The sequence below is a fragment of the Nitrospira sp. Vd2 genome (genome assembly GCF_979581665.1).
This window is the reverse complement of record NZ_CEFZSK010000041.1, coordinates 105,572-128,398: the sequence shown is the minus strand read 5'-3', so window position 1 is coordinate 128,398 and position 22,827 is coordinate 105,572. Positions and strand designations below refer to the sequence as shown.

The 22,827-nt window shown below is 61.9% G+C and carries 25 protein-coding genes; 13 read left to right on the top strand and 12 right to left on the bottom strand.

The features are described from left to right. Positions 1–12: 12 nt before the first annotated feature. From AC1U7K_RS18280 to AC1U7K_RS18270, 3 genes are read right to left on the bottom strand one after another with little or no spacing between them, the layout of a single operon-like run. Positions 13–549 carry a hypothetical protein gene (locus tag AC1U7K_RS18280; protein WP_480253272.1) on the bottom strand — a complete coding sequence of 179 codons (537 nt, stop codon included), beginning with the start codon at positions 547–549 and terminating at the stop codon, positions 13–15. Position 550: 1 nt separating this feature from the next. Next, positions 551–2,707, bottom strand: coding sequence for a glycine--tRNA ligase subunit beta (gene glyS, locus AC1U7K_RS18275; protein WP_480253271.1), 2,157 nt, complete (start codon positions 2,705–2,707; stop codon positions 551–553). Between the two features lie 4 nt (positions 2,708–2,711). Next, positions 2,712–3,611: a glycine--tRNA ligase subunit alpha gene (locus AC1U7K_RS18270; protein WP_480253270.1), complete on the bottom strand. Its 900-nt coding sequence runs from the start codon at positions 3,609–3,611 to the stop codon at positions 2,712–2,714. A gap of 252 nt (positions 3,612–3,863) precedes the next feature. Here AC1U7K_RS18270 and AC1U7K_RS18265 point away from each other — a divergent pair, with 252 nt between their 5' ends. From AC1U7K_RS18265 to AC1U7K_RS18220, 10 genes are all read left to right on the top strand, one after another. Then, positions 3,864–4,325, top strand: coding sequence for an RrF2 family transcriptional regulator (locus tag AC1U7K_RS18265; RefSeq protein ID WP_480253269.1), 462 nt, complete (start codon positions 3,864–3,866; stop codon positions 4,323–4,325). After that, a complete protein-coding gene (locus AC1U7K_RS18260; RefSeq protein WP_480253268.1) occupies positions 4,312–5,388 on the top strand; it encodes a sulfate ABC transporter substrate-binding protein in 1,077 nt (358 codons plus the stop codon). The genes AC1U7K_RS18265 and AC1U7K_RS18260 overlap by 14 nt, the downstream gene beginning before the upstream one ends. A gap of 13 nt (positions 5,389–5,401) precedes the next feature. Further along, positions 5,402–6,271: a sulfate ABC transporter permease subunit CysT gene (cysT, locus tag AC1U7K_RS18255; RefSeq protein ID WP_480253267.1), complete on the top strand. Its 870-nt coding sequence runs from the start codon at positions 5,402–5,404 to the stop codon at positions 6,269–6,271. A 7-nt stretch (positions 6,272–6,278) separates the two neighbouring features. Continuing rightward, a complete protein-coding gene (locus AC1U7K_RS18250) occupies positions 6,279–7,091 on the top strand; it encodes a sulfate ABC transporter permease subunit (protein ID WP_480253266.1) in 813 nt (270 codons plus the stop codon). Beyond that, a complete protein-coding gene (locus tag AC1U7K_RS18245; RefSeq protein WP_480253265.1) occupies positions 7,088–8,176 on the top strand; it encodes a sulfate/molybdate ABC transporter ATP-binding protein in 1,089 nt (362 codons plus the stop codon). The genes AC1U7K_RS18250 and AC1U7K_RS18245 overlap by 4 nt, the downstream gene beginning before the upstream one ends. Before the next feature lie 97 nt (positions 8,177–8,273). Continuing rightward, on the top strand, positions 8,274–10,136 hold the full coding sequence (locus AC1U7K_RS18240; RefSeq protein WP_480253264.1) for a transketolase: 1,863 nt from the start codon (positions 8,274–8,276) through the stop codon (positions 10,134–10,136). Between the two features lie 400 nt (positions 10,137–10,536). Beyond that, a complete protein-coding gene (locus tag AC1U7K_RS18235; RefSeq protein ID WP_480253263.1) occupies positions 10,537–11,238 on the top strand; it encodes a Crp/Fnr family transcriptional regulator in 702 nt (233 codons plus the stop codon). Between the two features lie 118 nt (positions 11,239–11,356). Then, complete coding sequence (locus AC1U7K_RS18230) at positions 11,357–12,337, top strand: multicopper oxidase domain-containing protein (RefSeq protein WP_480253262.1); 981 nt, start codon at positions 11,357–11,359, stop codon at positions 12,335–12,337. Positions 12,338–12,494: 157 nt separating this feature from the next. Next, the gene (locus AC1U7K_RS18225; protein WP_480253261.1) at positions 12,495–13,655 is read left to right on the top strand and encodes a sulfite oxidase; all 1,161 of its coding nucleotides are present in this window, start codon (positions 12,495–12,497) and stop codon (positions 13,653–13,655) included. Beyond that, complete coding sequence (locus AC1U7K_RS18220; RefSeq protein WP_480253260.1) at positions 13,652–13,975, top strand: hypothetical protein; 324 nt, start codon at positions 13,652–13,654, stop codon at positions 13,973–13,975. The genes AC1U7K_RS18225 and AC1U7K_RS18220 overlap by 4 nt, the downstream gene beginning before the upstream one ends. A gap of 66 nt (positions 13,976–14,041) precedes the next feature. On the opposite strand, the gene AC1U7K_RS18215 is transcribed toward AC1U7K_RS18220, so the two are convergent. Beyond that, positions 14,042–14,362 (bottom strand): cupin domain-containing protein, encoded by a 321-nt coding sequence (locus AC1U7K_RS18215; protein WP_480253259.1) that lies wholly within the window; start codon positions 14,360–14,362, stop codon positions 14,042–14,044. A 30-nt stretch (positions 14,363–14,392) separates the two neighbouring features. Continuing rightward, positions 14,393–15,283: a CoB--CoM heterodisulfide reductase iron-sulfur subunit B family protein gene (locus AC1U7K_RS18210; protein ID WP_480253258.1), complete on the bottom strand. Its 891-nt coding sequence runs from the start codon at positions 15,281–15,283 to the stop codon at positions 14,393–14,395. Between the two features lie 108 nt (positions 15,284–15,391). Between AC1U7K_RS18210 and AC1U7K_RS18205 the strand changes: the two genes are divergently transcribed. The 3 genes from AC1U7K_RS18205 to AC1U7K_RS18195 all read left to right on the top strand — a co-directional run bounded on the left by AC1U7K_RS18205 (position 15,392) and on the right by AC1U7K_RS18195 (position 17,366). Beyond that, positions 15,392–15,940, top strand: a complete 549-nt coding sequence (locus AC1U7K_RS18205; protein WP_480253257.1) for a zf-TFIIB domain-containing protein — start codon at positions 15,392–15,394, stop codon at positions 15,938–15,940. 7 nt (positions 15,941–15,947) lie between these two features. Next, the gene (locus AC1U7K_RS18200) at positions 15,948–16,682 is read left to right on the top strand and encodes a GIDE domain-containing protein (protein WP_480253256.1); all 735 of its coding nucleotides are present in this window, start codon (positions 15,948–15,950) and stop codon (positions 16,680–16,682) included. An 87-nt stretch (positions 16,683–16,769) separates the two neighbouring features. After that, positions 16,770–17,366 (top strand): LemA family protein, encoded by a 597-nt coding sequence (locus AC1U7K_RS18195; protein WP_480253255.1) that lies wholly within the window; start codon positions 16,770–16,772, stop codon positions 17,364–17,366. Here AC1U7K_RS18195 and AC1U7K_RS18190 read toward each other — a convergent pair. The 7 genes from AC1U7K_RS18190 to AC1U7K_RS18160 form a co-directional block, all read right to left on the bottom strand. After that, entirely contained in the window at positions 17,363–17,812 is a 450-nt protein-coding gene (locus tag AC1U7K_RS18190; RefSeq protein ID WP_480253254.1) for a hypothetical protein, read from the bottom strand. The two genes, AC1U7K_RS18195 and AC1U7K_RS18190, sit on opposite strands and share 4 nt — an antisense overlap. Positions 17,813–17,850: 38 nt before the next feature. Continuing rightward, positions 17,851–18,117, bottom strand: coding sequence for a hypothetical protein (locus tag AC1U7K_RS18185; RefSeq protein ID WP_480253253.1), 267 nt, complete (start codon positions 18,115–18,117; stop codon positions 17,851–17,853). A 132-nt stretch (positions 18,118–18,249) separates the two neighbouring features. Beyond that, positions 18,250–18,612, bottom strand: coding sequence for a nuclear transport factor 2 family protein (locus AC1U7K_RS18180; RefSeq protein WP_480253252.1), 363 nt, complete (start codon positions 18,610–18,612; stop codon positions 18,250–18,252). Further along, positions 18,609–20,060, bottom strand: coding sequence for an RtcB family protein (locus AC1U7K_RS18175; protein WP_480253251.1), 1,452 nt, complete (start codon positions 20,058–20,060; stop codon positions 18,609–18,611). The genes AC1U7K_RS18180 and AC1U7K_RS18175 overlap by 4 nt, the downstream gene beginning before the upstream one ends. 87 nt (positions 20,061–20,147) lie before the next feature. Further along, positions 20,148–20,588: an archease gene (locus AC1U7K_RS18170; RefSeq protein ID WP_480253250.1), complete on the bottom strand. Its 441-nt coding sequence runs from the start codon at positions 20,586–20,588 to the stop codon at positions 20,148–20,150. 3 nt (positions 20,589–20,591) lie between these two features. Next, entirely contained in the window at positions 20,592–21,560 is a 969-nt protein-coding gene (locus tag AC1U7K_RS18165; protein WP_480253249.1) for a succinate dehydrogenase/fumarate reductase iron-sulfur subunit, read from the bottom strand. A 93-nt stretch (positions 21,561–21,653) separates the two neighbouring features. Then, positions 21,654–22,808: a M24 family metallopeptidase gene (locus AC1U7K_RS18160; RefSeq protein WP_480253248.1), complete on the bottom strand. Its 1,155-nt coding sequence runs from the start codon at positions 22,806–22,808 to the stop codon at positions 21,654–21,656. Positions 22,809–22,827 lie beyond the last annotated feature (19 nt).

The window sequence follows — 22,827 nt, the reverse complement described above, 5'->3', positions numbered from 1 at the left end:
TCCTGCTGTTACTCATGATTGCGATGAAAGATCGAATGACGAGTGCCTGTCGATGAGCTGACGGCGATAGCGTGCGAGCAGATACCGTTTGGTTCGGACTCCGACGACGATGATCGCCACGACAAACGCGATGAAAACGAATAAGCGATAATCCACGCGCGCGCCGTGCTCGAAATACAGGCGGCCGTCCCCGCCTTTGACGACTTCCGTTTCCTTCTGGATCTTGTGGGTATTCCCCGACGGGTCGGATAGATTGATCCATTCCGAGCATACGCGCGCCGGCTGGTCGCCGCCCTCCACCGGCCGCCAAATGAACCGCAAGCAAACGTCGCGTGTCGGATTGAAAATCTCGGGGATGCGCACCAGCGTATCCAACTTGAGTCCGGTCACCCACAGGCCGCCGAGGAAGACGACGTTACAGACAACCATAAGCGCGATGCTGACCAGGACGTTATAGCGCCGGAGGCGGGCCGCGTCCTCGTCCGTCAGCGCGGGGGTCTCGACGGCATGACGAATGTGCTCTTCCTGCAAGGCCGCCAGCGCTCCCATGCTACGATCCTTGAACCGAGATCAACGACAAATCGGCGACACTGAGAAAGAGCCGATCCACAGCAGCAAGTAGCGACAACCGATTGGCGCGGAGTGCGGGATCCTCCGCATTGACCATGACGCCCGTAAAGAACGCATCGATCGCCGGCTTCATCGCAACGAGCGCGGCCAGGGCGCGCCGATCATCGCCGCCGGCCAGCGCCGGCTCGACAACCTCCCGAGCCTGGAGCAACGACTTGTACAGTTCGCCCTCGGCCGGGTGCTGAAAGAGATCCGGCTTCACGTCCTCATGCGTCCACTGCTCTTTCTCGACAATCCGGTGGGCTCGCTTGAATCCGACGATCAGCGGATCGAACTCTTTGCTCTGGGCGATGTCCTGGAGCGCGAGCATTCGTTCGCGTAAAGCCGAGAGGTCGAACCGCTCGCGGTCGCGTCTCAGGGCGGGCTTGAGTACGGCGTCAATGAGGTCCTCGCGGACCCGGTCAAGGGTCCTCGCATAATACCGCAGCCGCTCCCCGATGAACTCAAGCGCATCGGCCGACCCCGACGCCCGAAAGCCTTGGGTTTCGACAAGGCCCTTGGCATGCCGCACCACTTCCACCAGATTCACCGCCAGCCGGCCTTCGACGATCAGTCGCACCACCGCCGAAGCGTGGCGTCGGAGCGCGAGCGGGTCTTCCGAGCCGGTCGGCACGATACCGACGTGAAAGAAGGCGACGATCGAATCGAGGTGGTCCGCCAGCGAGACGATCTTGCCGGTGAGCGTTTCCGGAAGCTCGCCCTCCATGGCCTTGGGCAGATAATGATCGCGAATGGCAAGCGCCACCTCATCCGACTCCCCGTCATGCCTGGCGTATTCGCCGCCCATCACGCCTTGAAGGGTGGGGAATTCGCCGACGAGCCCCGTCACGAGATCCGCCTTGCTCAGGTGTGCGGCACGCCGGCTCTGCTCGATCAACTCGCGATGGCCGAGCGCCGAGGCGAGATAGCCTGCCAAATCCGTCATCCGCTCGACCTTCTGCGCAATCGTGCCGAGCTTTTGGTGGAACGTCACCCCGTTGAGCCGTTCCAGCCGGTCGGCGAGCTTCAGTTTGCGATCTTCGTCAAAGAAGAATTTGGCATCGGCCAGCCGCGCCGCCAGTACCCGCTCGTTGCCCTCCCGGATCAGCCGCATGTCCGTGAGCTTCATGTTCGTGATGGAGATGAAGTTCGGAAGCAGCGAGCCATCCTTCCGCACGAGTGAAAAGAAGCCCTGATGCTCCTTCATCGCCGTCATCAACACTTCCTTCGGGACCGAAAGGTACGTGGGGTTGAAGCCGCCGAGCACGGCATGCGGGTATTCGACAGTGTAGACCGCCTGCTCCAGCAGCTCGTCGTCGCGATGTACGTTCCCCTTGGCCGACTTCGCCAACTCGGCGAGCTGCGACAGGATCATCGCGCGGCGCGCCTCCGGGTCACAGATAACCCCGTGCGCCTCGAGAACCTTCATGTATTGCTTGACGTCTGTGACCGGAAGTCCTTGTGGCGACTTGCCTCCCTTACGCGCCAGAAACCGATGACCATGGGTCCGATTGGTGGCAATAAGGCCCCCGAAGTTCACTTCGATGGTGCGTCCCCCGTAGACCGCCGTCATCCACCGGATCGGCCTCGCAAAACGCACCCCCGCGGCATTCCATCGCATGGCTTTGGGAAACGAGAGTGACCCGATGAGTTCCGCCAACAGACCGGGCAACACGGACTGGGTACTCCGTCCCGGGTCCCGCTTCACGGCACAGACGTATTCGCCGCGCGGTGTCTGCCGAATCTCCAGCTCCTCGACCTTGACCTGATGGGAGGCGGCAAATCCGAGCGCCGCTTTCGTCGGTGTCCTCACGGCGTCATACGCGGCGGCCTTCGGTGGCCCGAGCGCTTCGGTGGTCGCAGGCGCCTGCCGAACCGCGAGTCCCTCAACGATCAGCACGAGACGCCGCGGCGTGCCGAGCGTGCGAAGCGCGCCAAAGGACAGCCGCTGGGCGTCAAGAAGACGACGGGCCGATTCGTCGAGGCTGCCTAATGCGGGCCGAACGAATTGATACGGTAATTCTTCCGTGCCGATTTCGAAGAGAAGGTCCGCCGCGCTTGCCTTCGACTCTTTGGCCGTCTTCGCCTGTTTTGCCATCACGTCACCGGGCCACAGTTTTGCGCGGGCGATTCGACGCGTTCAGCAGCGGGAAGCCAAGCCGTTCTCTGTCTTTGACATAGCCCTCGGCGCAGGCGCGGGCGAGTGCACGAACGCGGGCGATGTACCCGGTGCGTTCCGCGACGCTGATTGCCCCGCGGGCATCGAGCAGGTTGAAGAGATGAGACGTCTTGATGCAGCAGTCGTAAGCCGGGAGGACCAAGCCTTGAGCCAGCAGCCGTTTCGATTCAGCCTCGAAGCCCTGAAAGGTCCGCTGGAGCAGCGCGACATCCGCTTGCTCGAAATTGTAGGTCGAGAACTGAACCTCGGTCTCATGATGGATGTCGCCGTAGCTGATCCCATCCGTCCACGCAAGAGCGAAGACGTTGTCCACCTGCTGAAGATACATCGCCAGCCGCTCGGTCCCGTAGGTAATCTCGACCGTAACGGGATTGAGTTCCAACCCGCCGATCTCCTGAAAGTAGGTGAACTGAGTAATTTCCATCCCGTCCAAACGGACTTCCCAGCCCAGCCCCCAGGCTCCGAGTGTCGGCGACTCCCAATCGTCCTGCATGAACCGGACATCGTGCCGGCGTGGATCGATCCCGATCACGCGCAAGCTCTCGAGATACAGGTCTTGAATGTCGTCCGGACATGGCTTCAGCACGACCTGATATTGATAGTAGTGCTGGAGCCGGTTCGGATTTTCACCGTACCGCCCGTCCGTTGGGCGTCGGCACGGTTGCGGGTAGGCCGATCGCCACGGTTCAGGGCCAAGTGCGCGCAGAAAGGTCGCCGGATGGAAGGTTCCGGCCCCCATTTCCAAGTCGTAGGGTTGGTGAAGGACGCAGCCCTGGTCGGCCCAGTACCGGTTGAGGGACAGGATCAGGTCCTGGAAGGTCACGAAGGCATCCCTGTCATGGAGATTCTAGGACCGGGCGTGCGAGGGTTCGCATCGAACCGGTGCCAAGCTAACAAGAAGTTTTGCGGACTGTCAAGAAGCGAACCGCCTACAGTCTGCGATGTTTCGCGCAGTAGTCATACACTCGAATCTCTAGGCTGTCTGCCTCAATCGGAGTGCGTGCTCTTGTGTGCGCTCTTGACCTCGGCGGCGCCCACCGCGTATTGTGCAAATTCTGAACTGACTAACTCGACAATGAAGCTCTCCAAAAAAAGCGAGTACGGCCTGCGTGCGCTCATCGAATTGACCAAGCAGTACGGACGCCACCTGCTCCAGCGCCACGAGATCGCCCAACGTCAACGCATCCCCGTCGAGTTCCTCGAGCAGATCTTGCTCTCGCTCAAGAACGCCGGGCTGCTGGCGAGCCGACGAGGTGTCGGTGGGGGCTACGCCCTGATCAAACCCCCAGAAGACATCACGTTGGGCCAGGTCATTCGCATCCTCGATGGGCCGCTCGCGCCGATCGCGTGTGTGAGCAAGACGGCGTATCAAAAGTGCCATGACTGCCCCTACGCCGACGAGAAAGAGCCGCATGGCTGCCCCATTCAAGGCGTCATGCTGAACGTTCGGAACGCAATCGCCGACATTCTGGACAATTACACGTTGAAAGATTTCGCCGAGCAGGGCCACTGGATCTTGTCACATGGCACACGTTGACCGTTTGGTTGATCATCCGATGCTTCGCTGGATGACGGCTCGACTCCTCCCGCTGGTCGCGCTCTCAGTTCTCGCCGCCCTCGCCTCTTCCTCTGGACTTGAAGCGGCGGAGACGCGCGACCTCGTCATTGCAATCTACAGCGTCCCTAAGGAAGTGTACGAGAACCGGCTCATCCCCGCGTTCAAGCAACAATGGAAACAGCGAACCGGACAAGAACTGCGTGTGCGAACGTCGTACGGCGCATCCGGCGCCCAAGCCCGCGCGATCATCGGCGGGTTCGAAGCAGACGTCGCGGCCTTGTCCGTCGAAGGCGATCTCGACCAAGTCGCGAAAGCCGGGCTGCTCACGCACGACTGGCGCAAGGATCCCGATCGCGGAAACGTGACGGCGTCGGTCGTCGCGTTCGGCGTGCGCAAGGGGAATCCCAAAGGGATCAAGACCTGGGAGGACGTGGCCAAGCCCGGCGTCGAAGTCCTCTACCCGAATCCGAAAACATCCGGGGGCGCCATGTGGGACGTGATCGCGATCTACGGCGCCGGTCTCAAGCTTGCCGCGAAGCAAGGCAGCGCCCCCGATGTGTATGCCGCGAGTCTGCTGAAGCGCATCCAAAAAAACGTGAAGGTCATGGACAAGAGCGGCCGCGAATCGGTCACCACGTTCGAGCGTGGGATCGGCGACGTGCTCATCACGTACGAAAACGAATTGCTGCCACGGGTGAAGGCCGGCCGGCCCATGGAAGTCATCGTCCCTGCCGAAACGATCCTGATCGAAAATCCCGCCGCGGTGATCGACCGCTATGCCGACAAGCACCGCGTCCGAGACATTGCCGATGCGTTCGTGGCGTTTTTGCACAGCGATGAGGCGCAGCGCGCCTTCGCCGATTATGAATTTCGCCCGGCCTCCCCGGAGCGGACGTCCCCGGCGGCAGCGAAAGCCTTTGCCCAGCCGGCGGCGCTGTTCACGATCGCCGACCTCGGCGGCTGGGATGCCATTGCGACTCGTCTGTTCGGTCCGCAAGGCGTGTGGGTCCGGGCGGTCGAAGAATTGGCGCGCGGCGAATGAGGAGCCGCGGCACGTGACCCCTCACACCCTGACCAAGCTGGCGCTTCGTTCAGCCGCCATCGGGTATGTGGCGTGTCTGATCCTGCTTCCCCTGCTCGCGATCGGCTATCAATCCGTTGAGGATGGCCTTGGGCGCTTCATCGAGGACATTCAGCAACCACAGGCGAGGACGGCCCTTCTGCTGACGATCGAGGCCGCGCTGATCGCGACGGCCATCAACGGCCTCTTCGGGACGCTGTCTGCCTGGGTCCTCGTCCGTTATGAGTTTCCGGGGCGTGCGTTGCTGAACGCCTTGGTGGATTTGCCGTTCGCGATTCCGACGCTCGTGGCCGGTCTGATGATCGCCGCGCTCTATGGCACGACGACACCGCTCGGCGCCTGGTTGAAGGAGAGCGGGGTCGAGGTTCTCTATAATGTCCCTGGCATCATCCTCGCCATGCTGTTCGTCACGATGCCGTTCACGATCCGGGCCCTCCAGCCCCTGTTGGCGGAGCGCGAGCACGACCAAGAGGAGGCGGCCTACACGCTCGGCGCCGGTCCGTGGGCGACGTTTTGGCGCGTCACCCTCCCATCGGTCCTTCCGGGGCTGCTGACCGGCATCTTTCTCACGTTCGTCCGGGCGCTCGGGGAATTCGGCGCGATCGTGATCGTGGCCGGAAACATCCCGCTGAAGACGCAGGTCGCCTCGGTTTATGTCTACGGCGAGATCGAAAGCTACAACCCGCAGGGCGCCACCTCCGTGTCGGTCGTCGTGCTGCTGATCTCCTTTCTCGCCCTCATATTGCTCGAACGATTGACGCGCCCGCCCGGTGAACGCGTGCCCACATTTGCACGTCGCCGACTCGTGAGCCCTCAACCCATCGCAGTAGACACTCGCCATTGAACAGACCATGCGCCTCCTCATGATCGCCGTCGTCTGGCTCTACTTTACGGTGCTGCTCATCGGCCCGATCGTCTATCTCTGTGTCCAAGCCTTCGGCGAAGGGCTGGCCACGTTCTGGCACGAGGTCACGCGGCCGGAAGCCGTGCACGGATTTTGGTTGACCGCCGAGATCACGATCCTCGTCCTTATCCTGAATCTCGTACTCGGGACGATCACCGCGCTCGTGCTCGCGCGCCAACGGTTTTGGGGACAAACACTGTTCAGCGGCTTGATCGATTTGCCGTTCGCGGTCTCTCCGGTTATCACCGGGTTCATGTTGATCCTCCTCTTCGGTCCGAATACGATTCTTGGGACCTGGCTGGGGAGTCTCGATATCAAAGTGCTGTATGCGCTACCCGCGATGGTCATCGTGACGCTGTTCGTGACGTTTCCGTTCGTCGTGCGGGAACTCACCCCGCTCCTCACCACATTGGGCACCGAGAGCGAGGAAGCCGCGCGCACGCTCGGCGCCAACGAATGGCAGATTTTCCTGCGCGTGACGTTGCCGTCGATTCGCTGGGGATTGCTCTATGGGGCCACGCTCACGATCGCGCGGGCCATCGGCGAGTTCGGCGCCATCCTGGTCGTCTCCGGCAACGTGTTGATGATGACCCAGACCACGACGCTTCACATTTATCAAAACTATGTCGACTTCAATTACGTGGGCGCGTACAGCGTCGCCGTCGTCTTGCTCGCTGTCTCGTTCCTCATTCTAGTCGCGCTGGAAGCGGTCAAGGTGCGCCGCGCGACACTGACCGAGCAGCGTGAGGTGATGGCGTGAAGATCGAGGTCCGCAACCTCTCGAAGCAGTTTGGCAATGTCGACGCGGTGTCGCAGGTGTCCTTCGCCGTGCGGGAGGGAGAGCTGTTAGGACTCCTTGGACCGAGCGGCAGCGGCAAGACGACGGTGTTGCGGATGATCGCCGGGCTGGAAAGGCCGACGGCCGGGGAGATTTTCATCGACGGCGTGCGCGTGAACGACCTTCCCGTGCAGCGGCGGAACATCGGGTTCGTCTTTCAGCATTACGCGCTCTTCAAACACATGACCGTGTCCGGCAACATCGCCTTCGGCCTCAGCATCCGCAAATGGTCCCGGGCCGAGATCACCCGCCGGGTCTCCGATCTGCTGAGCCTGATGGGCTTGTCCGGCTTGTCCGACCGATACCCTCATCAGTTGTCGGGCGGTCAACGGCAGCGTGTGGCGATCGCCCGCGCGCTCGCCCCTCGGCCGAGCGTCTTGCTGCTCGATGAGCCGTTCGGCGCGGTCGACGCACAGGTGCGCCAGGAGCTCCGAGAATGGTTGATTCGGCTGCACGACGATCTCAACGTGACGAGCCTCTTCGTCACTCACGATCAAGAAGAGGCGATGGAGGTGTCCGATCGCTTGATCGTCTTCTCGAAAGGCCGGCTCGAGCAGGTCGGCTCACCGGCCGAAGTGTATGAGGAGCCCGCGACGGAATTCGTCGCGCGGTTCATCGGCTCGATGAACATCGTCGAGGCGGAAGTGAAGCACGGGCTTGCCCACGTGCGCGAGTTGGAGTTTCCGGCCCCCGACTATGCGGACGGCGACCGAATCCGGATCGGATTTCGTCCGTACTACGTGAAAATCTCCGAAGACCCCAACCATTTTCGCCAGCAAGCGCGCTTGCGGCACATCTTCTTCTTGGGCGTCGCGTACCGATTGGAGATCGAAACGAGCGGCGGCCTGATCCTGCGCTCTCGAATGAACAAGGAGGAGTTTCGCCAGCGGCGCTTCGGCGTGGGACAGCCGGTGTCATACGCGATCACACAGTTCCGCATCCTCCCGCATGACCGCTTGCCGTCGCCCGCCGTACCGGCACCGATCAACACGCCGTTGACGCCGTAAGGCCTGCAATTGACGCGCTGCGCGCCGGTTTGTTAGAACGTAGTTACCATCCTGTAGCCCATCAATCGCCTACGATCGCTTCGAAGGAGACAGCCTCATGACTGCAAGAATGACCGAAGATGCGTTGATTACGGCGCTCGGGAACAAGGCGACCACACTCCGTATCGAGAGCGTGCGGGCCACGAGCGAAGCGGGTAGCGGGCACCCGTCGAGTTGCGCCTCGGCCGCCGATCTGGTGGCGGCCCTGTTCTTTTCCGTCATGCGGTACGATCCGAAGCAACCCAAGAACCCGAGCAACGATCGCTTCATCCTCTCCAAAGGCCACGCTGCGCCGCTGCTCTATGCCGCGTGGGCCGAGGCCGGGCTGTTCGATCCATCCGAATTGATGCGACTCCGGACGCTGAACTCCGATCTCGAAGGCCACCCGACTCCCCGGCTGCCCTTCGTCGATATCGCGACCGGGTCACTGGGACAAGGGCTCCCAGCCGGTGTCGGCATGGCGCTGAACGCGAAACGCTTGGACCGCTCGCCCGTGCGAATCTACGTGCTGATGGGTGACGGCGAGTCCGTTGAAGGCTCGGTGTGGGAAGCGGCGGAAGTCGCGCGTCACTACGCACTGGATAACCTCTGCGCGATCGTGGATATCAATCGATTCGGGCAGAGCGATCCGACGATGTTGCAGCACGACATGGAGGCGTATCGGTCGCGCTGGAGCGGATTCGGCTGGCATGCCATCGTGGTGGACGGCCATGACATGGCCAAAATCCTCGCGGCCTTCGAAGAAGCGGCCTTCACGAAGGGCCGGCCGAGCGTCATCTTGGCCCGCACGCTGAAAGGCAAGGGCATCTCAATGATCGAGGACAAGCCCGACTGGCATGGAAAGCCGCTCAAGAAGGGCGAGGACACGCAAAAAGCCGCCGACGAACTGACGCGGCAGTTGCGCCAATCGACCACGACCCTGCAGATCCCGCGGCCGCAAGCCCACGTGAACGGCGCCAAGCCGGCCAAGCCGATGGCGGCCCCCACCTATAAGCCGGGCGACTCGGTCGCGACCCGCGAAGCATTCGGCGCGGCCCTCGCGCTATTGGGTGAGGCGAACCCGCAGGTCGTCGCGCTCGATGCCGATGTGAAGAACTCGACGTACACGGACAAGTTCGGCAAGCAATTCCCCGATCGATTCTTTGAGAATTTCATCGCCGAGCAGAACATGGTCGGCGCCTCTGTCGGGCTCGCCGCGTGTGGGAAGATTCCGTTCGCCGCCACGTTCGCCTGCTTCTTGACGCGCGCCTATGACTTCATCCGCATGGCGGCCATCAGCCAAGCCAATATCAAATTGATGGGTTCCCACGCGGGGGTGAGCATCGGCGAGGACGGGCCGTCACAGATGGGGCTCGAGGATTTGGCGATGATGGCGGCGGAACCCGGTGTGACGGTCCTGTACCCCTCCGATGCGGTCTGTACGCACCGGCTGGTGGAGTTGGCCGCTTCGCACCGCGGCATGGTGTACATCCGGACCGGCCGGCCGAAATCGCCGATTCTGTACGGCAATGACGAGGCATTCCAGATCGGCGGGTCGAAAGTGGTCCGGCGGAGCGCCGAGGACCGGATCACGATCGTCGCCGCCGGCGTCACGCTCTTCGAGGCGCTCACAGCACACGACGAGCTCAAGAAGGCCGGGATCGCCGTGCGCGTGATCGATCTCTACAGCATCGCGCCGATCGATCGCCAGACCTTGTTGGAAAGCGCGCGGGCCACGCGCGGACTCATGCTGACCGTGGAAGACCACTATGCCCATGGTGGCCTGGGGGACGCGGTGCTCGGCGCGGTGGGCAGCGAAGGCGTGCGCGTCCATAAGATGGCCGTCCGTGAAATTCCGCACAGCGGGAAGCCAGAGGAACTGCTCGACCGCTACGGCATCAGCGCAAGAGCGATCGTCGATATCGTCAAGCGCCTCGTCTAGCAGGATGTTGAAAAAGGCCGCCAGCTTTCTAAGACACTGGGCGCTCACCACCTCGCGCCCGTGCGCAAACATGAGGCGAGTTATTCCTCGCCTGGCGCACCTCGCATCGTTCGAAGGCCCAACGTACAAGCCCGGGAAAGAGGCCGTCCTGGCGGGCTCGCGGTGGGCGGGTGAAAATAAGTACGTCTCGCACAGACACTGCCCGCTCACCAACTCGCGGGCGCGCACAAATGTGGCGTCACTTATCCGTGACGCCGTGCGCCTCACTGCGGCCTGGCCGGGAAGTGGCATGTCTAGGCGCGCCTGCGGCGGGCGGGTGAAATGGACAGCCTTTTTGAACATTCTGCAGTGCTCTTTCTGTTCACGTTGCACCGGGTATCGTTTTTCAACAGTCTGCTAGATGAAGCCCGCCGACCCACTCAAGACGATCCCGCTCTTCAATCTCGTCAAGGGTCGGGATCGTCAACGGCTCGAACGCGAAGCGACCGAGACCTGCTACCGGAAAGGCGAGTTCATCTTCCGGGAAGGGGATCCCACCGAGTACTTCCACGTCGTGAAGGAAGGCTCGGTCAAATGCGTGAAGACGTCCGCCGACGGCAAAGAGGTGACGATGAAGGTCCTCATGCCGGGCGATCTGTTCTGCTGCGAGGCCGCGGTCTTCGACGGTGCGCCGCATCCGGGGTGTGCCCAGCCGATCGGCGACGTCCGCATCCTTCGCCTTCATAAAAAAACCTATTTCGACGTCCTCCGGCGCAATCCGGACGCCGCCCTGGAGGTCATCAAGTATCTCGGCAGCCGGCTCAAGGAAGCGCAGGAACAGACGAAGGTGCTCGCGCTCGATCGCGCCGAGCAGCGGCTCGCCGGCCTGCTCGTCAATCTCGTCCAACGATCGGGCATCCCCGAAGGCGACGCCTACCGCCTGACGGTTCGCCTCACGCGGGAAGATATGGCCAACATGGTCGGCATCACGACCGAGACCGCGATCCGAATCATGAGCCGCTTCCGTCAGGCGCGCTTGGTGAGCGGCACCGCGAAACGTCTCGTCGTTCTGAACCTCACGAAACTCATTCAACTCGCCGGACCTTCTCCTACCGCTTCATAGCGGTCACCACGCCTCCTCGCGATTTCAAAAACATGATATCGGTCATATTTTTCTCTGGCGCTTCTCCGTATGCTCTGGCGGTTCCAGTTCTCTCATCAGAAGCAGAAGGAGGAGACCAATGTCGAGACGACAGCTTGCAGGCACTTCCGGCTGGAAGTTCGCCGCAGCGGTAATCACGCTTTCCCTTGTTGGGCAGACGGCGTACGCCAAAACGCACGAGGTCAATATGACCGCCGTTGAAACCGAGGTGGTGATCGACGGCGGCGGCGATATCTACAAGGCGTGGACCTTCAACGGGCAGTTCCCGGGTCCGGTCATCCGCGTGGTCGAAGGTGACACGGTGAAGTTCACGCTGACGAACCCGAAGGAGAACACCTACCCGCACGCCATGGATTTCCACGCGGCGGAAATCGATTTCCTCAAGAACTATCGCGCGATCAATCCCGGGGAAACCATCAGCTATACCTTCGTGGCGAAGAAACCCGGCGTCTTCTTCTATCATTGCGGCGCGCCGCCGATGATCCAACACGTGGCGCGGGGCATGTTCGGCGCGATCATCGTCGATCCGAAAGATTTGAAAGGCTGGCCCAAGGCGGATCGTGAATACGTCCTCGTGCAATCGGAATTGTTCAAGAACCCGGACGACGTGCAGGGCATGTTCGACCGCAAGTTCGATCACATCATTTTCAACGGCGGCGTGTTCAAGTATCACCCCTTCGTCACCGGCGGAAAGCCGTTGGAGGCGAAGCCGGGTGAGCGTGTGCGGATCTATTTCGTCAATGCCGGCCCAAACGAATTCTCAGCGTTCCATCCGATCGGCGAGATTTGGGACAACGTCTACGAAAGCGGCAACCCGCACAACAAGCTGAGCGGCGTGCAGACCTATGTCATCGGTCCGGGGAGCGCCGCGACGTTCGACGTCGTCGCCGAATCAGCCGGCGCCTACCCCCTCGTCACGCACTCGCTGACCGGCGCGCTGCGAGGCGCGATCGCGGTCCTCGTCGTCGGACCTGATGCGAAACCGGCGCCGCTCATGCCACAGACACCGTGGAAACTCGAGATCCCACCGCCCGGGATTACAGCGCCGGCCGTTCCCTAAGTTGTGCCTGCAGCCGGCGGGCGATTCGCTCGCCGGCTGCGTCCGCACTCCTGACCCACTCGTCCCGCACCTTGACGCCACTCCGGCCTCTCGACAATCATAGTGACAGCATTATCCCTTCTTGCCATCGCTCGTGTCAGACCATAGCGATCGCGCGGTGTCACGCCGCTGGCTCCTCGCTCGACTCTCCGAAGTCGGTCTATTGGCTCTGACCAATGGACCGCTGTCCCTTGTGCTCTCGTCAAGAGCGCGAGCCGACGACCGCCCACCCCCGCTCATCACCCGCGTCGCGCGGCCAGTCAATTACGAAACACCGGTGACGGACTTTACGACATGGATCACCCCGCTCGATCGCTTTTTCGTGCGCAGCCATTTCGGCCCGCCGGACACGGCCGATCCTCATGAATGGCGTCTGACCATCGAGGGCGAAGTGACCCGCTCGTCGGTCTTCTCGCTGGCCGACCTCACCCGCTTCCCTGCCGTCACGCAGGCCGCGCTCCTGCAATGCTCCGGCAACGGCCGCGCCTTCTTCTCCCCCAAGGTGCCCGGCGCCCAGTGGGAAAAAGGCGCGGTCGGCAATGCCCGCTGGACCGGCGTGCGACTCCGGGACGTGCTCGAGGCGGCCGGCGTGAAGGGCAACGGCCATCATGTGCAATTGACGGGAAGCGATCGCCCCTTGTTGCCGACGGTCCCCTCGTTCATTCGCAGCATCCCGATCGAGAAAGCGATGGACTCCGCCACGCTTCTTGCCTATCGAATGAACGACGAACCACTCCCGCTGCTACACGGCGGGCCGCTCCGTCTCGTCGTGCCGGGTTGGGCCGGCGATGCCTGGACGAAGTGGCTCACGTCGATCCGCGTGCAGGAACATGAGGCCGAGGGGTATTTCATGAAGAGCGCGTATCGCCTATCGACCTCAACGAAGCCGACCAGCGAGCCGTCCTCGAGCCCGATCGAATCCTATCCGGTCAAGTCACTGATCGCGTTCCCCGTCGACGGCAGCCTGATCAAGATCGGAGATATGATCGTTCAAGGGGTGGCATTTAGCGGTACCGGCCCTATTGCACGGGTCGAGGTGTCGGTCGACGGAGCGGGAAGCTGGCAGGAAGCGACATTGTTCGGGCCGTCTGAGTCCTATGCGTGGCGTCAGTGGCGATATCACTGGCGGCCAGCACGACCGGGCCCCTGTACGATCTTGTCACGCGCCACCTCGGCTGATGGGCAGACGCAACCGATCGCCACAGCATGGAATCCTGGCGGCTATCTATGGAATGCAATCGACCGCGTTCACGTGTCGATCGTGGATCAGCGTCCGTGATCCGAGCGCGGGCGAAGACGATCATCGCCGTCGGCCTATTGCTTTCGGCGGTCATGCATGGCGGACCGTGGGCAAGCGAACCTTCTCTCCCGCGGGCGGCACCTCAGGACCCCGTTGAGCATCCGGCCATCGAGCTACTCACCGGTCGCTGTGCGATCTGTCACAGTCTCGACCTCGTGACCCAGCAACGCTTGAGCAGGGACAGATGGACCAGCGTGGTGACGAAAATGGTCCATTGGGGCGCGCCGCTTTCACCTTCCGAGCAGGCCATGCTGATTGAGTACCTTGTCCAGCACTATGGGGATGGCGCGGCACCGTAAGGCGAGGCGGCGTCGGTGGCGGGAGAAGACCTCGTGGATGAGCGACGGCGGGACATGCCTCCGGCGTCATGAAGGATTCGGCGCAACGAAGACCAGCACTTTCAAACGCCCGGATGAGTAGTTGCGAACGCCATGTTCTTCCCCCGCCGGCGCCATCGTCGCCTGACCGGGACCAAGCACGCGTTCCTCGCTCCCAACCCGGAACGTGCCCTGCCCGTCCAAGACGAGGTAGATCTTGTCCTGATCGCCATGCACATGACCCTTCTGCTCCTGCCCCGGCTCGAAGCAGTACACATCGCAGAAGAACCGCGGCGTCTGAAACAAGTTGTTCTTCTTCATCTTCTCAGGATTGAACTGCGCATGCTCGGAGAGGCTCACGACCTTCATGCTTGCTCCTTGTCATCGCAAGGGACACCCTTACTGCCGCGCCACCTTCTCAACCTTCCGCACAATCGAATCGACCGGGACAATGTGTCGGGCGACGCCCAACTCTTTTGCAGGAATGCCCATCGCCATCCCAATCAATTGGGGCAGATGGAGGATCGGCAGATTCAACGGCGCTTGGACGGACTGCCCGGCCCGCTCTTGGTAGATATCGAGGCTCATGTGACAGAGCGGGCACGGGGTCACCATGCAATCCGCGCCTTCGTCCTTCGCCTCCTTCATGTTCCGGCCGGCCATCGCGACCGCGATCGCTTCCTTTTCGAGGATGACCGGGAAGCCGCAACATTTCGTGCGGCCGGCGTAGGTGACGGATTCGCCGCCGAGCGCCTGAATGACCTTCTCCAGCGACGTCGGGTTCTCCGGATCATCGAACCCCAGATCCCACGACGGACGCAAGATATAGCACCCGTAGAACGGCGCGATCCGGAGATCCTGAAGCGGCACCCGGACCTGTTCCCGGAGCCGGTGCAACCCGATTTCCCGTACCACGATCCACAACAAATGCTTCACCTGCACAGTCCCGCGATAGCTCACGCCGTCGGACGCTAAGAGCCGGTTGATCCGATCGCGGGTCGCCCCGTCTTTCAGCCGGTTGTTCGCGGCGCTCATGATACCCTGGCAGGTCCCGCAAATCGTCATGACGTCGAGACCCAGCGCTTCGGCTTGCGCGAACGTCCGCGCATTCAGCGCCAGCGCCGTATCCGCGTCGGCCTCGCTGATCACGCCGGCCCCACAACAGGACGCAGCCGTCAGTTCGACCACATCAATGCCGAGCCGGCCGATGATCGCCATCGTCGATTGATAGAGTTCCGAGGTCGCGCCTTTCGCCGCGCACCCCGGATATAAGGCGTACTTCAAGGCCATCGATTCCTCCCAGCGTTCAGCCTAGCACAGCCCTGCCTTCGAATCACAGGGACGAACGCCGCCAACCGCTCGCGTCGCCTGCTATACTTTTTTGGCATAAGGTTTTCTATGGATTGTCCACAGTGCCGCAGCAGCCTGGTCGAGATTTCGACTCTTCAACTCCCGCAGATCGATGTCTGCGCTCAAGCTCACGGTCTCTGGCTCGACACCAACGAGGCGTCACTGTTCATCGATGACGCAGTGGCCTTTCGCGCCGCGGTCGAGCATGAACAGGCAAGTGGGAGTCATGCCGAGCGTCAGTGTCCACGCTGTTCGGCTCCGTTACAGAGCCGACGTGTGATCGATGAAGTTCTCCTGACATGTCCCGGTTGCCAAGGAGGATGGTTTCCCAACGGGGCTTTGACCAGACTGCACGAACACTTCCGAGGTGGCCGGGTGTCGGGCAGGTTGGACGAATCTTCCTTCTATCGCCGTGCGGCCGCGCGGGTCGAGACCGGACGCCGACCGACAGCACGCGAAGGGCACCCCGTCCAGATCGTCGACCTGCTGTATTGGCTCCTCGTACTCGGAATTGGGTTTCTGCTGATCACCGTCCTCATGGGGGGAAGGCCTGCACCAAGTTTTCCTCAAGGGCCGGCTGAGCCGGCCTCCCGATGAACAATTCGTGCTGCTCCTGCTCGGTACGCTAGGCGGCATCATCCTCTTCGCCATCGGTTTTCGATTGCACCGCCGCGCCCGGCTGATCGAAAGCACACCCACGTCCACGGTCCGGTCGTTGGCCATGGGGCTGGTGGAGATCATCGGTCGCGCAGAGGCGGCCGGACCACTGCTGACGTCGCCCTTTGGTGACATGCCATGTGTCTTTTACTTTTACAAGGCGGAGGAACAGCGGCGGACGGGCAAAAGCACCAAATGGGTGACGGTCGCCAAAGGGCAATCGCACCAGCCCTTCCTTCTCAGGGATGACACCGGTGAGGTCATGGTTGTCCCCGTGGGAGCGCACCTCATGATCGAGCCACGTGCCAGGTTTCAATCCGGACCCGGTTGTGCGCTTTCCCCGACCGCCGCTTCGGGGTTGGCTTCTCTCGGCATCACGACGTCGGGATGGCTCTCGGAGAAGCCGATGCGATGTACCGAGGGCTTCATCCTTCCCGACGAGGAGGTGTACGTCCTCGGCAGCGCGCAAGAGAACAGCTCGGCCATCGGACGCAGCGACAACGCGAGCCGCCTCTTTATCGGGCACGGCCCCGACGGTGAATTCATCATCTCCGATCAGAGCGAGTCGGCACTGCTGTCCGCGCTGCGATGGAAATCAGCTGCGGCGCTTTTCGGTGGGCCGGCGTTGACCGCGGCGTGTGTATGGGCCGTCTTGTCCTGGTACGTGAGCGTCGGACGTTGAACACGTGAGAAGGTCTGAAGGTTAAGATTCGAGGCTCGGGGTTTCGGGGACGACCAGCGCTGTGAACTCTCTCATCAAGGAGTACCTATGACAACGCTCATGGTGGTGACCGTTCTCTTGTTGTTCGCCGTCGCGGGAATCATCGCATACGTCGTGACGACGTATAACGGCTTCGTTCGCCTGGCCAACAATATCGACAAGGCGTGGTCGAACATCGACGTGGTCCTCAAACAACGCCACGACGAATTGCCCAAACTGGTCGAGGTCTGCAACAGCTACATGGGACACGAGCGGGAGACGCTGCAGGCAGTGACGAAAGCCCGCTCCCTCTATGACAGAAGCGGGACGGTGGATGAGAAAGCGCACGCCGAGAATCAGTTGACGGGTGCCTTGCGGACGCTCTTCGCGGTGGCCGAGCAGTATCCGGAGCTGAAAGCGAATCAGGAGTTCCTGCACGTGCAGGAGCGGATTTCCGCCTTGGAGAGCACGATCGCGGACCGGCGGGAGTTCTACAACGACTCGGTCAATCTCTACAACATTCAGATCGCGCAAATCCCCGCACTGTTGGTCGCGCAACAGACCGGCTTTTGCGCGCGCCGTCTGCTGGAGGTGCCGCAAGTGGAGCGAGGCGACGTGACATTGACGTTTGCCAACCGCATCAAGCCGGCGATCGCCTCGACCTAAGGCGCCGGCATCGCCTGCTCGGCCTGCTTCCAGCTGTCCTCATACCGGCGGACGAGCTGCAACCAGTCGTTCACCTTGATCTCGGCATCCAAGACGCGGTTCATCGCATCACACGCGCGGAGCACGGTCAGGATCTCGCTGCGTTCGTCGTAGGCCAGCCCTTTGCGTCGGGCCGCGAGCACATGATCCTGGTCGTACTTGCGCACCTTGCGGATCAAGTCACTGACGGCTTTCCGCATGAGTAACACGTCGTCGCGCTTGATCAGCTCGCCGCGCTGCCGTGCGGCCCGAATCTCTTCCAGCAACGGCGTCGCCTTCTTGACGAGCTCATGGTACTCGCTGACAAAATACGCCGGCGTGGTAGGCTGAGCGGAGACGACGGCGGTCGACGCGATCCAGACAAGACAAAGGAGAGAGGCGAGCGTGGCCTTCCGACACATCCGCATGCTGAATGACACCACCGGCGGTTCTTGGCTGTGGGCCTCTATCGGACCTTCAGCAAGTCCATCGCTTTGTCCCGGTTCCCTTTCGTGATTTCCGCCTGGACCTGCTGCGCGGTGGACGCATCTTTATCTTTCAACGCATCGGCGATCGCCCGCAATTGCCGCGCGTCCTCATACTTGCCGTTGTTGGACTGAACCTGCGCGTCATGGCGAAGACGCTGCGCGAGATCGTGCTCGGCCTGTACAACGGACGCCATGGAAAGCGCAGCCGACATTCCGACGATCATCGCGGTGCCTAGCCTGCCCATGATACCTCCACCTAGTTATTCGCTGCTAGAGAAAGAAGCATCGGGCATGCCAGAACGCGACCTCTTGGAAATTCTAGAGCCCCAGTTTCAAAACAGGCGCGCGCGGCGATCATTGTCAACTTTTCCGTCACCTCAGTCGGTGGCGGTGTAGTGCGCTTGCACCCTCACGATCAAACCTCTGTCGTCGAATGCCATGACCTCGGCGGCCGGCAGGTCCTTCACGCTGCGATAATACAGCACGACACTGTCGACGCCGGTCAACACTTGCATCGATTCAAAGTGGAGCGCGGGATACGCCGCCAGCCCTTTCGCGAAGTAGGTGCGAAGGCCGGCTTTGCCGCGCACCGTGCCGCCCGGGATGCCGAGCAAGCTCACGACGAACGGTGAAGTAAAGACGACATCGTCGGCATAGTGTGAGAGGATCGCCTCGAGATCATGCCGGTTCCATGCTTCAATCCACTCCTTGGCAAACTGCTGGACGTTCGGCGGCCTCATCCCTTGATGTTGCCGATCGGCCGCAGTTCCGCAACCTTTTTCGTGATGCCGGCAAGATGAACAGTTTCCACCACGTCGGAAATGTTCTTATAGGCCGCGCCCGCTTCTTCCGCGAGCCCTGACATCGAGACCGCTTTCACGATGATCCCGCGTTCGGCCATGGCGCGCTTGAGCTGCTCGCCCCGGACCGTCCGTTTCGCTTGCGTCCGAGACATCGTGCGCCCGGACCCGTGCATCGTCGAGCCGAAGGTGTCGTGCATCGCCTGCTCCGTCCCCACGAGCAGGTACGATCCGGTCTCCATCGAACCGCCGCAGATGACCGGTTGACCCGTCTTCCGATAGCGTTCCGGCAACTCGGGCCGGCCCGGACCAAAGGCGCGCGTCGATCCCTTGCGGTGCACGACCAATTCTCCTTCCTCGTACCGCTCGACCTTCGCGATGTTGTGCGCGACGTCGTAGATCACGTGCATCCCAAGTTCCTCGGCCGATCGACCGAAGACCGCCGCAAACGCCTCGCGGATTTGATGCGTGATGACCTGCCGGTTGGCAAAGGCACTGTTCGCGGCGCAATTCATGGCGGCAAAGTAGTCCTGCCCTTCAACCGACCGAAACGGCGCGCACGCCAACTGTTGGTCCTTCACGGTAATCCCGTACCGCCGCATCGCCTTCTCGAACACCTTGAGATAATCGCTCGCGACCTGGTGGCCGAACCCCCGCGATCCGCAGTGCACCATCACGACGATTTGATCCTGGCCCGTGATGCCGAGCACCATGGCCGTCTCAGGATCGAAGATCCGATCATTGGACACGACCTGCACCTCCAGGTAGTGGTTTCCCGATCCAAGAGTTCCGAGCTGCGTGTGGCCGCGTTCAACCGCATGCTCGCTCACTTTTGAAGGATCGGCGCCTGGAATGCACCCTTGCTCCTCGGTCCGCTCGAGGTCCTCGTGCCAGCCGTAGCCGCGCTCGATGCACCAGCGCGCGCCGCGCCGCATGACGTCGTCAAATTCCCGGCGATTCACGCGCACGAACCCACGCGACCCGACCCCGGCCGGCACCTTGCGGAACAGTTCGGTCATCAGTTGTTCGAGCCGCGGCTTGACGTCCTCCAACGTCAAATCGGTTCTGAGCAGCCGCATCCCGCAGTTGACGTCGTAGCCGACCCCGCCCGGTGAGATCACGCCCTCGCGGGGATCGAACGCGGCGACGCCGCCGATCGGAAAACCATAGCCCCAATGGCCATCGGGCATGCACAAGGCATAGCGTCGAATGCCGGGGAGGCAGGCGACGTTCGTCACCTGCTCGAACACGCCGGTGTCCATCTCGGTCAAGATCCGCTCGGACGCGTAGATCCTCGCCGGCACGCGCATGCCGTCCTTCTCGGTCACGGGAATCTCCCACACCTGATCCGTGATCCGATTGACCGTCATGTGAGTGTTCAGCTTCATCGCAGATCGGATTCCTGCCCAGGAGGCGATCCAGATCGTTGCTACTCTCTCTCACTCAGCACTCAAGACTCAGCACTCAGCACTATTCTAGATGTCGAGCACAACGCGCGCCCGCCACCGCGGTCCGTCTTGACGCACGTCATACAGGTGCTTCGTGACGGCCTTCACGTCAGCGTGCAGCTCATGCCGGTCGGGATCGATCCTCTCGCCGATCAATTCGCCCTTCAACTGCCACGCGTGGCGCCCGGCGTCATAGATGACGTCCGCCCGTGCGCAATTGAACACGACCGCCTCCGCATCTTTTCGATACACGATTTCGGCCAGCCAGTCGAACAGCAGATCGGACAGTTCCGCGTCATCCCGTTGAACGACGCACCGCCAGGAGTCGCCGACAGTCGATGGCTTCACCATCGTCTCGACGACCGCCTGTGCAGCCGCCGTAAAAAGCTCGGACGGGGAATCGCCGACGGCCTCGAACGCGGCGTCGGCCACGGCGATCTCTTCGAGGAAGCGAAACGAGCCGGACATGGTTCAGCGGGTCGGCTGCCGGCGGCGGGCGGCGAAGATCGAGCGGACTTGCGCGATGCCGGGAATCGGCGGATGCAACGGATTCGGGACTTTGCCGTGCAGGAGCATGTTCAAGCCGAGCGGTAAGACGTGCCACAGACGTTTCAGATTGAAGCCGACGACTTTGAGCGGCATCCGGGCCTCGTTCAGTCGGCCTTCCTGTTCGACGAGTTGCGTAAAGCCGGTGATGTGCCGCGCGCCCCCGCTCTGACTCACGCCGCGCTCAATGGACGCCCGGCGCAGGCGCACGATGCCCTCCATGGGGCGGACGTCCTTGGGGCAGACCTGAACACACATATTGCAGCGCACGCAGTCCCAGATCCCGTCTCGCCCATCCAGCTCAACGAGCCGCTTCGTCTTCGCTTGATCGGGCTCGCGTGGATCTTCGAGAAACCGATCCGCCTTCGCGAGCGCGGCCGGCCCGAGAAATCCTCTCGACACCTCATGCGACGTGCACGCGGCAACGCAGGCGCCGCACATGATGCAGGCATCCACGTTGTGAAAATCAAACGTACCGGGGAGCAATCTGTATTGCCCCTTCCCCGTTCGCTTGCCACCCGGCACATCGGTCGTGAGCCAAGGAGTGACGGCCCGAACCTTCTGCCAGAACGGCCCCATCTCGACGACCAGGTCCTTGATGATCGGCATGTTCTTGAGCGGCTGAATCCTAATCTGACCGTGCCGCTCCAACTCGCGCCGCACCGACGTCCGGCAGGCGAGCTTCTCATGGCCGTTGATCGTCATCGCACACGAGCCGCAGATCGCCGACCGGCACGAATACCGGAACGATAGAGTGCCGTCCTGTTCATTCTTCAGCCGAATCAATCCGTCCAAGATCGTCGTGCCCCGTCCGACTTCGAGGCGATACTCCTCGTCGTGTGGCTGCTCGTCCGTCTCGGGATTGAAGCGGCGAATGGTAAACGTGAGGCGCATGGCTCTACGGCAGTGAGTGCTGAGTCGTGAGTGCTGAGTTTCGTTTTGAGTTCATCGGATCACGACAACAATACAACCTAAAAATGTCCCGCCCTATTCCAGCTCGAAAGTCTTCGGATACTGCGTGAGGTTTCTGCATCCGTCTTTGGTCACGAGCACCATGTCTTCGATCCGGACGGCGCCGAGGCCGGGATAGTATAAGCCCGGTTCGACCGTCACGATCTGCCCCTCCTGCAGGATCGACCCGGTCCGGCTGATCCGCGGCGGTTCGTGGATGTCCAAGCCGACGCCGTGGCCGGTGCCGTGGAAATAGCCCTGCATGCGGCCATTGACCAGGCCGGTCTTGTACCCGGCCGCCTCGAACCGCTCGCAGATGCCCTGATGGATCCTTGCGCCGTCCGCCCCGTCGCGAATCTTCGTGATCGCCTCTTCTTGCGCATCCTTGACCGTCTGATACAGCCGCCGCAATTCCGGCGATGGCCGGCCCTTCACGACGGTGCGCGACATGTCGGCGAAGTAGCGCGAATGGGCCGATCGCGGAAAGACGTCGAAAATAATGCTTCGATCCGCAGGCAACGGCCCGGTGCCCTCATTGTGAGGATCGCAGGCCTGATCGCCGCCCGCGACGATCGTATGCTGCGCGATACAGTCGCGCTCCATCAGCGTAACGTTGATCAGTTTCTTGATGCGCTCGGAGGTCAACACCTCCCCGTCGAGCCAGAGGACCCCGTCACGAACACTCGCTCGCTTCAAGGCCACATGCGCGGCTGAGACCGCCTCCTCGGTCGCCCGTTGCGCCGCCTCGATGTGCCGGACCTCCTCGTCGGTCTTGATGGCGCGTTGCTCAAAGAACGGCTCCTTCTTCATGTCCAACTCGTAGCCCAGTTGCTGGAGCCGAGCCGCATAGGCGTACGGAAACGTCCCCGGGACGAGTACCCGTTTGATGCCGGCGCCTTGCAAGAACGCGTCGACCACATCGATGGTCCCCGGCTCTGCCACACCCCGCGCCTTCAGCGCACGCTCGATCTCGCTCAGCGACAAGACGCGATCGACGGCCGCCTGTTCCCGCGCCCGATCCATCTCCAAATCGCTCATCACCATCACGCGCTCCCCCTTGATCTCGAGAAAGATGAAGGGATCGGGCGCGATGAAGCGCGTGGCATAGTACAGATTCGAATCGGTCTCGCTCGCCGCGATCATCAAGGTCGCACGGTCGCTCGTCATCAACACCTCCAATCGTGAATTCATCGTAGCATCGGGGTGGGGG